13 protein-coding genes are annotated in these 15,354 nt (G+C 71.1%); 6 read left to right on the top strand and 7 right to left on the bottom strand.

The genetic code is table 11. The annotated features are described in order from the left end of the window. Positions 1-66: 66 nt before the first annotated feature. From sepH to ACWDRB_RS03075, 5 genes are all read right to left on the bottom strand, one after another. Positions 67-2,667, bottom strand: a complete 2,601-nt coding sequence (gene sepH / locus ACWDRB_RS03095) for a septation protein SepH (RefSeq protein WP_449891640.1) — start codon at positions 2,665-2,667, stop codon at positions 67-69. A 160-nt stretch (positions 2,668-2,827) separates the two neighbouring features. Further along, positions 2,828-3,772: a protease inhibitor I9 family protein gene (locus ACWDRB_RS03090; RefSeq protein WP_449891639.1), complete on the bottom strand. Its 945-nt coding sequence runs from the start codon at positions 3,770-3,772 to the stop codon at positions 2,828-2,830. Positions 3,773-3,851: 79 nt separating this feature from the next. Further along, entirely contained in the window at positions 3,852-5,129 is a 1,278-nt protein-coding gene (locus ACWDRB_RS03085; RefSeq protein ID WP_449891638.1) for a D-arabinono-1,4-lactone oxidase, read from the bottom strand. 43 nt (positions 5,130-5,172) lie between these two features. Next, positions 5,173-5,898: a polysaccharide deacetylase family protein gene (locus ACWDRB_RS03080; protein ID WP_350722907.1), complete on the bottom strand. Its 726-nt coding sequence runs from the start codon at positions 5,896-5,898 to the stop codon at positions 5,173-5,175. A gap of 54 nt (positions 5,899-5,952) precedes the next feature. Next, positions 5,953-7,155: an MFS transporter gene (locus tag ACWDRB_RS03075; protein WP_449891637.1), complete on the bottom strand. Its 1,203-nt coding sequence runs from the start codon at positions 7,153-7,155 to the stop codon at positions 5,953-5,955. A gap of 93 nt (positions 7,156-7,248) precedes the next feature. Between ACWDRB_RS03075 and ACWDRB_RS03070 the strand changes: the two genes are divergently transcribed. Next, positions 7,249-8,418: a lytic transglycosylase domain-containing protein gene (locus ACWDRB_RS03070; RefSeq protein WP_449891636.1), complete on the top strand. Its 1,170-nt coding sequence runs from the start codon at positions 7,249-7,251 to the stop codon at positions 8,416-8,418. Here ACWDRB_RS03070 and ACWDRB_RS03065 read toward each other — a convergent pair. After that, the gene (locus ACWDRB_RS03065; RefSeq protein ID WP_449891635.1) at positions 8,409-9,359 is read right to left on the bottom strand and encodes a ferrochelatase; all 951 of its coding nucleotides are present in this window, start codon (positions 9,357-9,359) and stop codon (positions 8,409-8,411) included. The genes ACWDRB_RS03070 and ACWDRB_RS03065 overlap by 10 nt on opposite strands. Before the next feature lie 125 nt (positions 9,360-9,484). Between ACWDRB_RS03065 and ACWDRB_RS03060 the strand changes: the two genes are divergently transcribed. Continuing rightward, positions 9,485-11,461, top strand: a complete 1,977-nt coding sequence (locus ACWDRB_RS03060; RefSeq protein WP_449891634.1) for a prolyl oligopeptidase family serine peptidase — start codon at positions 9,485-9,487, stop codon at positions 11,459-11,461. Then, positions 11,461-12,249: an inositol monophosphatase family protein gene (locus ACWDRB_RS03055; RefSeq protein ID WP_449891633.1), complete on the top strand. Its 789-nt coding sequence runs from the start codon at positions 11,461-11,463 to the stop codon at positions 12,247-12,249. The genes ACWDRB_RS03060 and ACWDRB_RS03055 overlap by 1 nt, the downstream gene beginning before the upstream one ends. 46 nt (positions 12,250-12,295) lie before the next feature. Here the strand turns inward: ACWDRB_RS03055 and ACWDRB_RS03050 are convergent, their stop codons facing one another. Beyond that, positions 12,296-12,460, bottom strand: a complete 165-nt coding sequence (locus ACWDRB_RS03050) for a hypothetical protein (protein ID WP_165959788.1) — start codon at positions 12,458-12,460, stop codon at positions 12,296-12,298. A gap of 235 nt (positions 12,461-12,695) precedes the next feature. Between ACWDRB_RS03050 and ACWDRB_RS03045 the strand changes: the two genes are divergently transcribed. The 3 genes from ACWDRB_RS03045 to ACWDRB_RS03035 all read left to right on the top strand — a co-directional run bounded on the left by ACWDRB_RS03045 (position 12,696) and on the right by ACWDRB_RS03035 (position 15,329). Then, entirely contained in the window at positions 12,696-13,349 is a 654-nt protein-coding gene (locus ACWDRB_RS03045) for a response regulator transcription factor (RefSeq protein ID WP_350722895.1), read from the top strand. A 52-nt stretch (positions 13,350-13,401) separates the two neighbouring features. Next, a complete protein-coding gene (locus ACWDRB_RS03040; protein WP_449891772.1) occupies positions 13,402-14,709 on the top strand; it encodes a sensor histidine kinase in 1,308 nt (435 codons plus the stop codon). 320 nt (positions 14,710-15,029) lie between these two features. Beyond that, positions 15,030-15,329, top strand: coding sequence for a DUF4193 domain-containing protein (locus ACWDRB_RS03035; protein WP_020542847.1), 300 nt, complete (start codon positions 15,030-15,032; stop codon positions 15,327-15,329). Positions 15,330-15,354 lie beyond the last annotated feature (25 nt).

Here is a 15,354-nt window from a genome sequence, read left to right as displayed (position 1 = left end):
CCGCTGAGGTCGTGGCACCGTGGCTGGCGGTGGGCCGCCGAGGTCGGTCTCCGCGCCTGGGGCGGGTCAGTCCTGGCGGCGGGCGCCGAACATGATCTCGTCCCAGGTCGGGACCGAGGCGCGGCGGCCCCGCGAACCCTTGCGCGCCTGGCGGGCCGCCGGAGCGGGCGGGGGAGACGGCACCGGCACGGGCGGCTCCTCCTTGGGCGCGTCCTTGCCGGACCGCGCCGCCGGGACCGCCGGGGCGGTCTTGGGCTCCGTGGGCTTGGGCTTGGGAGCGGGCGCCGGCGGCTTGGCCTCCTGAGCGGGCTGCTCGGGCTCGGCCGCGCTCTCGGGCTTCGGCGCAGCGGGCTGAGCCGTGGGCTCCGGCGCGGCGGCCTCGGCAGGCTCCGTCGCAGCAGTGCTCGCGGCCTCCGTTGTGGGGGTGCTGGCGGCCTCCGTTGTGGCGACCTCAGGGGTCGCCTCGGGCTGCGGCTGGGCGTCCGGTACGGCCTGGGTCGCCTTCTGCTCGGGCATGGCGACCGTCGGCTCGGCGGTGGGCGCGTCTGCCGCTGGCTTGGACGTCTCGGCCTTTACGGCGTCGGCGGCCTGGGCGTCCGTGGTGGGTGTGGTGTCCCCATCGGCGGGCGCGTCGGCGGGCGCGTCGGCGGGCGCGGAGACGGCCTCGGAGACCGGCGCGGGTGCGGGCTCAGGAGTGGGCTCGGCGTCACTGGCCGAGGCGACCGGCTCGCCGGCCGACGACGTGTCCGGCTCGGTGGCCGAGGACGCGACCGGCTCGGTGGCCGAAGAAGTGACCGGCTCCGTGACTGGTGCCGACTCGGTGACCGGGGTCGGCTCCGCGGACACCACCGGCGCCGCAGATGCCGCCGACTCCGAGGCAACCACCGGCTCGGCGACTGCGGTCGGCTCCGCGGATGCCGCGGGCTGGGTGACTGCCGTCGGCTCGGAGACAGCTGCGGGCTCGCTGACTGCGGTCGGCTCGGAGGTCGCTGCGGGCTCGGTGATCGCGGTCGGCTCCGTGGTCGCCGTGGGCTCGGCGGCTGCGCTCGGCTCCGTGGTCGCCGTGGGCTCGGCGGCTGCGCTCGGCTCCGTGGTCGCCGTGGGCTCGGCGACGGGGGTCGGCTCCGCGGATGCCGCGGGCTCGCTGACCGTGGTCGGCTCCGCGAGTGTCGCTGGCTCGGTGGCCGGCGTCGGCTCGGTGGTCGCGGCGGAGTGGGCGTCCTGAGCGGGCTCCGTGGACGGCTCCGGTGCGGCAGGCCGCTCCACCGCAGCGGGCGTTGCGGCCTCGGGCTGCGCGGGCGACTCCACGGCGGCGCTCGCCTGGCCCTGGCCGACACGCTGGGCTTCAGCGGCGAACTGGGCGTCAGCGCCGGGCTGGGTCTCAGCAGCGGGCTGAGCCTGGGCTGCGGGCTGGGCCTGGGGCGCGGGCTGGGCCGGGGTGGTGTGCTGGTCGTGGGTGGTGGGCTGGTGGTGGGGCTCGGTGGTAGGCCGGGGCTGGGGCGTGGGCGGTGTGGCCGCGGCGGGCTGGGACGGTGCGGGGGCCTGCGGGGCAGGGCTCTGCTCGCGCCAGGCCACCGGGCGCTCCTGGGCGGGCGGCTCCTCGACGGCGGGCGGCGGTGAGGTGCGGGAGTCCGCGGGCGTGCCGGGAGTGTCGGCAGGGGCGTAGATGGAGGAGTCGGCCTCGCGCCCGCCAGGACGGCCGGAGCCGAAGTCGGGCAGCCACGGCGAAGACCCGCCGCGGCGGGACGAGGTGTCGCCGGGGCGGGCATAGCCGGTCTCCCGGGCGGGCGGCTCCGGCCGGTAGTGCTCGCCGGGGTCGGGCGTGTCGTAAGACACCTCTCTGGAGGTGTCAGGCTCACGTGGAGGCGCGCCCCGCTCGAACGGGGGCGCCGCCTCCGGGGCGCGGCCGTACGCCGTCTCCGGCGACCTGGGCGGCGAGTTGTAGCCGACCGCCGGCTCCTCCGGCTCGCGGCGCACCACCGACGGGAACGGCAGCGGGTCGGAGGCGAGCGGCGGCACCGGCTGCAGCTTGGCCACCCGCGGCGTGAACGGCGTCACCGTCGTGTCCTCCACGACGACGGGATCCGGGTCGAAGTCGGCCGACGACAGCCGCATGGCCTCGTCGTCATGGGGCGTCACGTGCCGCTTGCGCGGGTCGAACAGCCATTCGGCGTGGCGCGTGTGACCGTTCCACACGTAGCCGAGCTTGACGCGCCACAGCCCGTCGTCGCGCTTGGCGGAGTCCCAGTCGATCTCGTCGGTGGGCACGCCCCGCCTGGTCAGCCGCTCGGCGACGAGGTCGCCCAGGGTGGGCCCGGGCGCCGACTCACCGGGCATCCGGACGGCCACACGTTGCGCCTGCTGGGCGACGTACTCCCGCTCCTGCAGCACCGGACCCTCGAACCAGCGGACACGCTCGACCGGGATCCCGGCAGTCGCGGCTATCTCCTCCGCCGTCTCTCCGGCGCGGATGCGAGCCTGGATCTCCTTGGGGCGCAACGGACTCTCCACTTCGATCTCGTACTGGCCGAGACGGGAGAAGTTGCCGCGGACGGCAGCACGGAGCCGGTCGTCCACGGGAAGCGTGAAGCGCGTACCTCGCCCGGCAGTAGCCAGCACGAGATAGGTGCCGTCCTCACTCACCGCGACGAGTCGGAGCTCCTGCATGCGAGTCCCTTCGTCAGCGTCGCCATTCTTCCCCCGGACCCTTGAGTCTCTCGCGTGTGCCGGTTGCCTGCCAGCACCGTACCCGGCATGTCCGAACATCGCCTTCCTGGGATACTCCCGGGACGGTGTGACGCCGGTCACATTTGTCGAATCCATCCCTCTAGAGCCCGCCGTTGTGCAAGTGGAGGTTAGAGGCCCCTGACGGATTCTGACGAATCGCGGCGCGTGGTGTCGTGCACTTGAGCCAAGAGGCCAGAACGGATGGGGCGGCGCCAGGATGGCGCTCCAGGTATTGGGCGGCGACCCCGGCCAGATACGGGGCGTGAGCGGAGAAGGCCTGAGCGCCGGGCACGGCCCGGCAGGCGCCGGAGGACGCCGCGCCGACCACGAAGACGCCCGACCGCACCAGCGACCGCGTGGCGGCGTCGAGCGCGGGGGAGTCGGACCCGTCGACGGCCAGGTTCGCGACGGAGGGGCCGTGGGCGTGCCTGCCGATCCAGTCCAGCCCGGCGAGCAGATCTGCCAGGGTGCCGTAGCCGGCGCAGCCGAGCACCCGCACGGAGGCGATCCGGGCCTTCGGCGCCATGACGTTGACGCGCCGCGCGGCCTCGGTGCCGTGGCCCGCGCAGTCGTGCCCGGTGCCGCCGGTGGCGTCGAAGGCGCGCCAGGCCCGGTCGCCGAGCTCGGCCCGGGCCGCGTCCAGGCCGCTGTCCACGACGTACACGGTGGCGCCGGCGCCGGTGGCCCAGTGGGAGCGCGGGCGGGATTTCCCGAGCGCCATGGGGCGGATCTCGCGGTCGGGCTCGACCGCGAGCACGCGCGGGTCCGACCGGAGCTCGACCAGTTCGGCGGCGGTGAGGAAGGTGGCGAACCCGGGTAGTGCGGCGGTGTAATAGCGCCGCACCCGCCACCGCACCTCGCCGACGAGATCGCGGGCGGCGCCGCGGCTGCGTGCCGTGACGATGAAGGGCCGGGTGGGCTCGGTGGGGGCGGGCCGCAGGGCGAGTCCTGACGCGGGCGTCATGGCGAGAGGAACGGCGGTCGTGGCGGCGGTGGCCACGGCCGCGGCGAGGTACACGGAGGGCAGGCCGAGTCGTCGGGGCACGAGTTACGAGGATGCCCGCCACGAGGCCCGCGCGGATCCCAGGACACGTTTTCGAGCAAGCTCTTTACCTAACGATGCGTTAGCCGAGCACTAGATCCAGGTACTCATTGCCGAATAGGCGCCCCGGGTCGAGCTGGTCGCGCAGGGCCGTGAAGTCCGCGAAGCGGGGATAGACCTTGTTCAGGTAGGAAGCGTCCCTGGTGTGCAGCTTGCCCCAGTGCGGCCGCCCGTCCAGCCGCGTCATGATCTCCTCCACGCCCTCGAAGTACGCGGGGTTCGGCGTCGGCCGGTAGATGTGGCACGCGATGTACGCCGACGACCGCCCGTACGCGGTGGACAGCCACGCGTCGCTGGGCGGCGTGACCCGCACCTCCACCGGGAAAGTGATCTTCCAGTCCATCCGGTCGATCAGGTCCCTGGTCTCGCGCAGCGCCTGGCCGAGGCGTTCGCGCGGCACCGCGTACTCCATCTCGAGGAAGCGCACGTCCCGCCGCGCCGTGAAGACCTTGTACGACGTGTCCACCGACTCCGAGTCGCCGAGCGCCGCCGCGCTGACGGCGTTGATCCGCGGGATCAGGTCGGGGAAGCGGCCCCCGAGCGCGCAGGCCGCGCCGAAGACGGTGTTCTCCAGGAAGACGTTGTCCAGCCAGTGCCGCAACGCGCCCGGCGGCCGGGCCGGGCCCGGGCTGCGGTTGTTGGTCTTGACCAGGCAGGCGTCGGTGTGCGGCAGCCAGAAGAAGTCGAGGTGTTCGTTCGCCGAGGTCAGCTCGTCGAGCGAGCCGAGCACCTCGCTGAGGGACAGCCTGCGCCGCCGGTTGTGCAGCAGGAACGCGGGCTCCACCCGGAGCGTCACGGCCGTCAGCACCCCGAGCGCCCCCAGCCCGACCCTGGCCGCGTCGAACAGGTCCTCGCCCGGCCCGGCCGTCGTCACCGAGCCGTCGGCCAGCACCAGCTCCAGCTCGGCGACCTGGTCGGCGAGGCCGCCGCTGTCGCGGCCGGTGCCGTGCGTGCCGGTCTGGATCGCTCCCGCGACGGTCTGCTCGGTGATGTCGCCCATGTTGGCCAGGGCCAGGCCGCGCTCGTCGAGCAGCTCGTTCAGCACGCGGAGCGGGGTGCCGGCCAGCACGGTCACGCGGTCGTCGCCCCATGACCTGATCCCGGTGAGCGCGCCGGGGCGCAGCATGACGCCGTCGGTGAGGGCCACCCCCGTGAAGGAGTGGCCCGTGCCCACCATGCGGACCCGCCGCCCGGAGGCGGCGGCGTCCCGCACGGCGCGTACGACGTCCTCGACCGAGGCCGGCGTACGCACCTCGGCAGGGGTGCCCGACTGGTTACGCGCCCAATTCGCGAACGTCATGAGCACCCCTCCAGAGCATCGTTCGGTTAGACGCGAACGATACTCACTTCTCCCAGCCGGCGGGAACCGGGAAGATGTCGCCGGGCTGCAGGTTCTGCTGCTTGACGATGTCGGACACCGTCACGAGGTGGTAGCCCTTCTTCTGGAGCGACTTGATGAGGGCCGGCATCGCGTCCACGGTCTGCTTCACCCAGTCGTGCATCAGGATGATGCCGTTGGGCTGCGCGACCTCCATGGTCTTCTTCTTGATGGCGTCGACGTTCTTGCTGGACCAGTCCTCGGAGCCGGCGGTCCACAGGATCATCGGCATGCCGAACTCCGTGGCGACGTCGGCGACCTGCAGGTCGGCCAGCCCGTACGGCGGACGCAGCAGCTTGGGCTCGACGCCCGAAGCCTTCTTGACCGCGTCCTGGGTCTTCTTGATCTCGTTCCTGATGGCGCCCGCGTCGGACTTGGTGAAGTCGGGGTGGCTGTAGCTGTGGTTGCCGACCTCGTGGCCCTCGGCCACCATGCGCTTGACGAACGCGGGGCGGCTCTTGACGTACTGGCCCTCGAGGAAGAACGTCGCCTTCGCGTCGTACTTCTTCAGTGTGTCGAGGAGCGTTCCCGCGTACTGGCCGGGCCCGTCGTCGAACGTCAGCGCGAGGCACTTGACCTGCTCGCAGTCGACCGGCGCGGCCTTCTTCGGCGCCTGTGCGAAGGCGGGCGCCGGGGCCAGAGTGACGCAGACAGCCGCGATAGCTAGAAGTGAACTGATCTGTCGGGACATAGGTAATGCTTCCAATGAGATGGGTGTTGCGAGGGATGTCCCGACCGTAGCGGATCAACTCTGGGCGGGTGAAGGAGCCTCGGGAAGTCTCAGCAAACCCGAACCTCCGATGCCCACGGCCGCGGCCAGGATCGCCGCCCCCCAGGAGAAGGCGTACGCGTTGGACGCGCCGAACATCTCGGTGAGCCGCCCGCCGGCCCACGCCCCGACCGCCACGCCGAACCCGATCGACGTCGAGATCCACGCCATGCCCTCGGTGAGCAGGGACGGAGGCACCAGCCGCTCGGTGAGCGAGAAGCCCGTGATGAGCGTCGGCGAGATGGCGAATCCGGCCAGGAACAGCGCCGGCGCCATGATCCGCGCGTCACCGATGAACATGATCGGTATGAGTCCCACCACGAACAGCGCGAGCGTCCGCACGAACCGCCCGCGCAGCGAGATCCTCCAGTCCCGCGACCCGAACCACAGCCCCGACACCATCGACCCGCCCGCGAACGCCGCCAGCAGGAACCCGGAGGCGCCCTTCACGCCGTGCTCCTCGGCGAAGGCCACCGTGATCAGGTCGACCGAGCCGAACACGGCGCCCAGCGCCAGGTAGACGCACGCCAGCAGGGCGATGCCGGGGATCAGGATGGGAGTGCCCGCCGTCGACTTGACCGGCTGCACGGGCGGCTGGGTGCGCCGCTGGGCCGCCAGCGCGAAGGTGCCGAGGAGCATGCAGACCAGGGCCACGACCAGCCCCGCGTACGGGTTCACGGCGGTGGCCAGCACCGTGACCAGCGCGGGCCCGGTGACGAAGATGACCTCGTCCACCACCGACTCGAAGGCGAACGCGGTGTGCAGCCTGCCCGACCCGCCGTGGATGACCGACCAGCGGGCCCGCACCATCGAGCCCAGCGACAGCGAGGTGCCGCCCACGAGCAGGCCCGAGGCGTACAGAGTCCAGTCGGGCAGCCCGAACCCGGCGCACAGCATCAGGGCGACCAGCGCGAGCGCGTTGACGACGGCGAACGGCGGGATCACCCGGCCCTGCCCGAACCTGTCCACGAGGCGGCCCGACATGGGGGCGGCCACGGCGAAGGCCAGGTTGGTCATGGCGGCGACGCCGCCGGCGGTGGCGTACGACGAGGTGAGCGCGGAGACCAGCAGCACGACCCCGATGCCGATCATGGACATCGGCATACGGCCGATGAATCCCGCCAGGACGAACCCCTTGACGCCGGGCCCGTCGAACAATCCCCGGTAAGGCCCGACCACGCCGTTTCCCCCTTACTTGAGCCAAGTAACCATGGCGCACCGTATGTCCGTATGGCAAGTGATTTAGCGGCCGAGTGGGTTAACGTGTCCCGAGTGTCCGGTCTTCCCTCGTTCCGCGCGGTCATCCTCATGGTCGCCGCCGTGCTCGTGGTCACGGCCGCGGCCGGCGGAGTCGTCGTGATCCTGGGCGACGACCTGGTCAAAACCGCGAACGAGCCGGTGCGCAGGAAGCCCACGCAGCGGCCGCAGCAGCCCTCGCCGCGCCTCGACCAGCTCGTGCCCACGGCCGCGCCGGTCAAGGACTTCGGCCAGGGCGGCGCCGGGGTAACCGCGACACCGCCGCGCGTGCTGGCCATCGCCGCGGGCACGGTGCCGAAGACCACGAGGTTCGCGCTCAGCGGGCTGAAGTACGTGCAGAAGGTGGCCGTGGTGGACGCGGGCGCGATCAAGGTGGCCGGCACCGGCCTGAACCTGCTGGCCGTCGATCCCGCCGACTTCCGCTCCTGGACGCCGCAGCCCGTCGCCGACCAGCCCGCCGTGTGGAGCGCGCTGGCCAGGGGCGAGCTGGTGGCCGACGCGGGCGCGATGCGCAAGTTCGGGATGATCCTGGGCGGCATGTACCAGGTGGACGGCGGTCCCCGGCTGCGCGTGGCGGCCTCGGCCACGCTCGGGCTCATGGGCGTGGACGGGCTGGTGAGCGCGGACCTGGGCAGGTCGCTGGGGTTCGCGCCGGGGGTCGCGGTGCTGCTGCACGGCAAGGCCGGCAAGATCAGCGAGGCGGGGGTGCGCAAGGTGCTCGGCAAGGGCTCGCAGGTCGTCATGCTGGACGCGGCGCACCGTACGCCGAAGCAGCAGAAGCCCCAGACGACGGTGAACGTGGGCCGCCCGGGCAGCTACCTGGACCTGTACAAGGCGTCGGCCACCCGCTGCCCGGGGCTGTCGTGGACGGTGCTGGCGGCGATCGGGCAGGTGGAGAGCAGCCACGGCCGCAACAACGGCCCGTCCAGCGCGGGCGCGCTCGGGCCCATGCAGTTCATGCCCGCCACCTGGAAGCACTACGGCGTGGACGGCGACGGGGACGGCAAGTCCGACATCTGGAGCCCGTACGACGCGGTGCCCGGCGCCGCCAACTACCTGTGTGCCAACGGCGCCGGCCAGGGCGGCGAGAAGCTACGCAAGGCGATCTGGTTCTACAACCACTCGTGGGACTACGTGAACAAGGTCATGGGGATCGCCCAGGCCTACGCCCGCACCTACGCCTGAGGGCGCCTGCGGGGTGGGGGGCAGCAGGTGAGCGCGCAGGGGAGGGGCTCGGGCTCGTCCATCAGTTCGCGCACCATCTGGACGAAGCGCGGGTGCGTGCCGGCGGTCGCCGCCCGCTCCATGGGCAGCCCCAGCTCGGCGGCCACCTGCCTGGCCTCGGTGTCGAGGTCGTAGACGACCTCCATGTGGTCGGAGACGAACCCGATCGGCACCAGCACGACCGAACGGGTGTCCGTCTTGCGCAGGAAGTCGCAGACGTCCGGCTCCAGCCACGGCGCCTGCGGCGGGCCGCTGCGCGACTGCCACACCAGGTCCCACGGCTGCGTGCGGCCGAGCGCCTGGCTGACCAGCTCGGCGCTCCTGCGGAGCTGCGCCTCGTACAGGCCGCCCGAGGGGCCCGCGGTCTCGGCCATGGAGCCGGGGATGCTGTGGGCGGTGAACACCAGCCGGGCGTCGTCGCGGCCGAGCCGTTCGAGCGCGGCCCGCGTGTGGTCGGCCATCGCGGCCACGAACCCCGGGTGGTCGCCGAAGTGGCGCATCTTGACCAGCTCGGGGCCGTCCTCGACGGAGATCCTGGCGATGTCCTCGTAGTACTGGCGGCAGCTCGAGTAGCCCGCGAACGCCGAGGTCGCGAACACGGCCGCTTTCCTGATCCCGTCGGCCTTCATCTGACGGACGGTGTCCTCGCCGAACGGGTGCCAGTTGCGGTTGCCCCAGTAGACGGGCACGTCGGCGATCGGCCGCAGCGCCTCGACCAGGTCGCGGTTCTGCCGGTTGATCGGGCTGACCCCGCCGAAGCCCTGGTAGTGCTCGGCCACCTCGAGCAGCCGCTCGCGCGGCACCCCCCTGCCGCGCACGACGTTCTCCAGGAACGGCAGCACGTCCTCGGGCCCCTCGGGCCCGCCGAACGACAGAACCAGCAACGCGTCGTATGTTCCCACGTGACCACAGTATTCAGGAGTGCGGGAGGTCTCTGCAGCGAGGGAGCGACGAGGGAAGCCAACGGCTCCCGAGCGACCGAGCACAGCCTCACGGAGTGAGGCCATGAACAGGTAGGTTCGATTGAGTGAGCGCATTCAATGACATACGCGACTACGTGGCCATCCCCCGGGTTCTCTCGCTGAAGCTCTCCCCCGACGGCTCCAGGTTGATCTCCACAGTCCAGTCACTCAACCCCGACGGCAAGTCTTACGGCACCGCGCTCTGGGCGATTCCGGTCGACGGCGAGCCCTACCGGCTGACCCGCTCGGCCAAGGGCGAGTCGGCCGCGGTCTTCACGGCCGCGGGCGACGTGCTGTTCACCTCCGCCCGCCCCGACCCCACCGTCAAGGACTCCTCCGACGAGGTGCCCGCGCTCTGGTTGCTGCCCCGCGCGGGCGGTGAGGCCCGCCAGGTGGCCACCCGCCCCGGCGGCGTCGGCGCGGTGCGTACGGCCGCCGACGTCGTGGTGTTCTCCGCCGACGTGCTCGACGGCGAGGAGGCGGCCGACGAGGACAGGCGCAAGGCCCGCAAGGACGCCGGGATCAGCGCCATCCTGCACGAGGGCTACCCGATCCGCTTCTGGGACCACGACCTCGGCCCGGGCCGCACCAGGCTGTTCGCCGCCAGGCTCGGCGGCGACCGCCTGGAGGACGTGCGCGAGCTGACCCCCGACGCGGGGGAAGGGCTGCGGGACGCCTCGTTCGAGCTGAGCCCGGACGGCGCCACGGTGTTCACGACCTGGCGCACGTACCTGCCGAAGGGCGAGAGCCGTACCGACCTGGTGGCCATCGACGTGGCCTCGGGCGAGCGGCGCACGGTGCTCACCGAGGACGGCTTCGACTACACGGGCCCGCTCGCGATCTCGCCCGACGGCTCCAGGGTGGCCTGCGCCCGCGACCGGTTCACCGGGCTGGAGGTCTCGGCGCGCAGCGAGCTGTGGATCGCCGACGTGGCCACCGGCGAGGGCCGCGCCTACGCGCCCGACCTGTTCCCCGCGGACATCGAGTGGGCGCCGGACTCCTCGGCCGTCTACATCGTGGCCGATCACCAGGGCCGCCGCCCGGTCTTCCGCGTCCCGCTGGACGGGGAGAGCAGCAGGCTCACCCTGGACGACGCCGCGTACACCGGGCTCAACGTCTCCTCCGACGGCGGCTCCGTCTACGCGCTGCGCAGCGGCATCGCCCTCGCCCCCGGCCCGGCCAGGATCGACGTGGCCGGCGGCGAGATCGTCGACCTGCCCTCGCCCGGGCCGCGCCCCGAGGCGCCGGGCACGCTGACCGAGATCTCCGCCACCGCCGACGACGGCGCCACGATCCGCGGCTGGCTCGCGCTGCCCGAAGGCGCCTCGGCCGACGAGCCGGCGCCGTTCGTGCTGTGGATCCACGGCGGCCCGGTCGCCTCGTGGAACGACTGGCAGTGGCGCTGGCAGGTGTGGCTCATGACCCAGCGCGGGTACGCCGTGCTCATGCCGGACCCGTGCCTGTCCACCGGCTACGGGCAGGAGATGATCGACCGCGGCTGGGGCAACTGGGGCCCGCGCACCCAGGCCGACCTCGACGCGATCGTCGACGTGGCCCTGGCCAGGGACGACATCGACAGCGAGCGCATCGGCGCGATGGGCGGCTCGTACGGCGGCTACATGGCCAACTGGCTCGCCGGCCACAGCGACCGCTACAAGGCCATCGTCACCCACGCGTCCCTGTGGAACCTCGACCAGTTCGCCGGCACCACCGACGCCTCCATGTACTGGCAGCGCGAGTTCGGCGAGCCCGGCTCCGAGCGGTACCAGCTCCTGTCGCCGCACAACTCCCTCGGCAAGATCACCACCCCGCTCCTCGTCATCCACGGCGACAAGGACTACCGCGTGCCGATCGGCGAGGGCCTGCGGCTCTGGTGGGACCTGCGGCGCAGCGAGGTCGAGTCGAAGTTCCTGTACTTCCCCGACGAGAACCACTGGATCCTCAAGCCGGGCAACATCGTCGCCTGGTACGAGACCGTCTTCGCCTTCCTCGCCCAGCACGTGCTCGGCGAGGAGTGGAAGCGTCCGGACTCGGTGGCCTGATGACGGATTTCCTGAGACTGGCCGAGGACATCGCACGCGAGGCGGGCGACATGCTGCTCGCCAAGCGGCCCACGATGTCCGAGGAGATCGAGACCAAGTCCAGCCCCACCGACGTGGTCACCGCGCTGGACAAGGCGTCGGAGGAGCTCATCCGCGAGCGCATCCTGGCCGCCAGGCCCGGCGACAGGATCCTCGGCGAGGAGGGCGGGGAGAAGCCCGGCGATTCGGACGTGCGCTGGGTCGTCGACCCGATCGACGGCACCGTCAACTTCCTGTACGGCCTGCCGGAGTGGGCGGTGTCGATCGCCGTCGAGGTGAACGGACAGGTCGTGGCCGGGGTCGTCAACCTGCCGGCGCGCGGCGAGGTCTACACCGCGGCGGTCGGCGAGGGCGCCTGGCTCGGCGCGGAGCGGCTGCGCTGCAACACGGGCGTGCCACTCGCGCAGGCGCTGGTGGCGACCGGGTTCGGCTACGCGGTGAGCAGGCGCGCGGTCCAGGGCCAGGTGGTCGCGGCGGTGCTGCCCCGGGTGCGGGACATCAGGCGCGGCGGCTCGTGCGCGATCGACCTGTGCTCGCTCGCGGCGGGCCGCGTGGACGCCTACTACGAGCGCGGCATCAACCCGTGGGACTACGGCGCGGCCGGCCTGGTGGCGACCGAGTCGGGGGCCAGGCTCGAAGGCCTGCACGGCAGGCCGGTCAGCCCGGAGTTCGCGCTCTGCGCGGCGCCGGGGCTCTTCGAGGAACTGCACGACCTGCTGGCGGCGCAGAACCCGGACCGGGACGCCTGAACGCGAACGGCCGGAGCCCCCGCGGGCTCCGGCCGTCCGCGCTTGGTCAGCGGGGCAACGGGATGCCGTGATCGTCGGCCAGCCTGCGCAGGTCCTCGATCTCGGCGGTGAGCGTGTCAGCGAGATATTCGTCGCCGACGCTACGGGCCTCCCGAAGGCCCTTATAAGCCTGGTCGAGGCGGTGTTCGATCGTAGTCGTGAACTCGCCCATCTCACCTACTCTCTGGGGTCCGATCCATGCTCTTGGGCGAAGCACGCCCATTGCCGGGTGATGTCCGGGCGATGGGTGTCCCGCAGGCATACCCCGGCCCGTCGCACCCCGAAACATGAATTTTGTGCTCCTCTCCCTGACCGGGGGGTCACCCACCTCTGAACATGCCTTACCGTGCGCTTATCGAGGCTGTGGACAGAATGAGTGACCAGAATCGGAGAGAGGTGCATCAGGCGTGCGGGTGCTGGTGGTTGAGGATGAGCGGGTGCTCGCCGACGCGATCGCGACCGGGCTGCGGCGCGAGGCCATGGCGGTCGACGTCGCCTACGACGGGGGCGGCGCCCTCGAGCGGACCTCCTACATCGACTACGACGTGATCGTGCTGGACCGCGACCTGCCAGTGGTCCACGGCGACGAGGTGTGCCGTCGCCTGGTGGAGCAGCGGAGCGCCTCGCGGATCCTGATGCTGACCGCGTCGGGCGACGTGGACGACAAGGTGGAGGGTCTCGGTCTGGGGGCCGACGACTATCTGGCCAAGCCGTTCGTGTTCATCGAGCTGGTCGCCAGGGTGCGCGCGCTCGGCCGCCGCTCCGCGCCCGCCCTGCCGCCCGTCCTGGAGCGCGGCGGCATCCGGCTCGACCCGGGCAAGCGGCTGGTGGAGCGCGACGGCAAGGAGGTCGTGCTGACCAAGAAGGAGTTCGCGGTGCTCGAGGAGCTGATGCGGGCCGAGGGCGCCGTGGTCAGCCAGGAGGACCTGCTGGACAAGGCATGGGACGAGAACATCGATCCCTTCACGAACGTGGTCCGCGTGACCATGATGACGCTGCGGAAGAAGCTGGGCGAGCCTCAGGTGATCGAGACTGTGCCCGGGGTTGGGTACAAACTGTGAGAAAACGGCGATCCATTGAACGCCGCACGGCCGTCGCGGGGGAGACCCCGTGATGGAGAGGTCGGAGGAGCTCCAGTCGGGGCCGACGCATCCGATGATCAGCCCGCATTCGGCGAGGAAGGCGACGCGCGTGCAGCAGGCGCCACCACCCAGCGGGCCGCCCGCCTGGGACGGCCCGCCGCCGCCCGAGCAGTCGCCGGTGCAGCGGACGCCGATGGAGCGGATGAGGGAGCTGCCCGCCAAGGTCAGCATCCGGTGGCGGCTGACGCTCACGTACGGCGCGCTCGTCTTCGTGGCGGCCGCCGTGCTGCTGGGGTCGGTCTACATGATCGTCGGGTCGGCGATCACCTGGGCCTGGCCGACCATCGATCTGGGACTGCCTCCCAGCGCGGACGAGCAGCTCCAGAACGCCTGGCACAACATGCAGGCGCTGGCGATCCAGCGTGCGCGGGACGCGCTGTTCGGCAACTCCCTGCTCGCGCTGATGGGCGTCGGCATCCTGGCGCTGATCATCGGCTACTTCGTGGCCGACCGGGCGCTGCGGCCGGTGGCCCAGATGACCGCGACGGCGCGCAAGCTGTCCGAAAGCACCCTGGCCCATCAGCGCATCGACCTGCAGGGCCCCAACGACGAGCTGAAGGAGCTGGCCGACACGTTCGACGCCATGCTCACCCGGCTCAACGTCGCCTTCGACACCCAGCGCAGATTCGTGGCCAACGCCTCCCACGAATTGCGAACTCCCCTCACGATTAACCGGACCGTCCTGGAGATCGCCCTGTCCGATCCCGAGGCGTCCGAGGATCTCAAAGCGCTCGGCCGTACCCTTCTCGAAGTCAACGCGCGTAACGAGAAGCTCATCGAGGGACTGCTGTTGCTGGCGAGGAGCGAGCGCGAACTCGCCGTGCGCAAACCGGTCGATGTCCGGGAAGTCGCTCAGACGGCCGTGGAACAGGTGACGGCCTTCGCCGAGGAGCACGGGGTAACCGTGACGGCCGAACTGGTCAGCGCGCCTACCATAGGCGATCCGGTGCTCCTGGAGCGGTCGGTCAGCAACCTCCTGGAGAACGCGGTCAAGTACAACATTCCTGAAAACGGAAAAGTATGGATCCGGACGGGAATGGCGGACGGTGCCTTGGTTGTTCAGGTGGCCAACACAGGGCAGCATGTCCCGGCGTACGAGGTGAACAGCCTGTTCGAGCCCTTCAGGAGGCTCCACGCGGACCGCGTGGATTCGGCGAAGGGATCGGGGCTGGGGCTGTCCATCGTTCGTGCGGTGGTTCAGGCTCACGGTGGAAATGTGGCCGCGGTGCCACGTGATGGTGGAGGGCTCGTCGTGACCATTCGGCTCCCGAGACGCTGAGATCGTCTTGCTCCGGCACGTTCGTCCGTGTGTTGGTGCCCGTGTTGAGGCGTGGGGGGCGTCTCATTCACGCCGCACATGTGGTTGGATGTGCCGTCGAACACGGTGGTGCATGGCGCCAAGGCTGTGGGTTTCGCCATATTTGGCTAACCATTGCCGACGGCAGCAGGCCCTGACGTGTTGGGAGGTTCGTCGTCCGTTCCAGCGGGGTACCCATGGGAAATCTCCCCGGCGGAACGGGCACAAGATGGGCTTCCTGGACGTTAGAAGACGCGCGATGAGCGCGAGGACATATAGATGAGGGGGATGGAGTAAGCACAATGGCTACCGACTACGACAGCCCACGCAAGACAGACGACGACCTGGGGGAGGACAGCCTCCAGGAGTTGCAGGCGCGGCGCACCGACAAGTCGTCTGGCAGCATTGACATCGACGAGACCGACCTGGCCGAGTCGCTCGAGCTGCCCGGTGCGGATCTGTCGAACGAAGAGCTCTCCCTGCGGGTGATCCCCCGTCAGGCCGACGAGTTCACCTGCTCGCGCTGCTTCCTGGTGCACCACCGTAGCCAGCTGGCCTCCGAGAAGAACGGCCAGCAGGTCTGCCGGGAGTGCGCCGCCTAATCGACTGGAGCGAAATGCTCGGGGT

It is taken from the genome of Nonomuraea sp. NPDC003707, from assembly GCF_053587055.1.
Note: the sequence above shows the minus strand (reverse complement) of the source record. Positions and strands in the feature narration are given on the sequence as shown.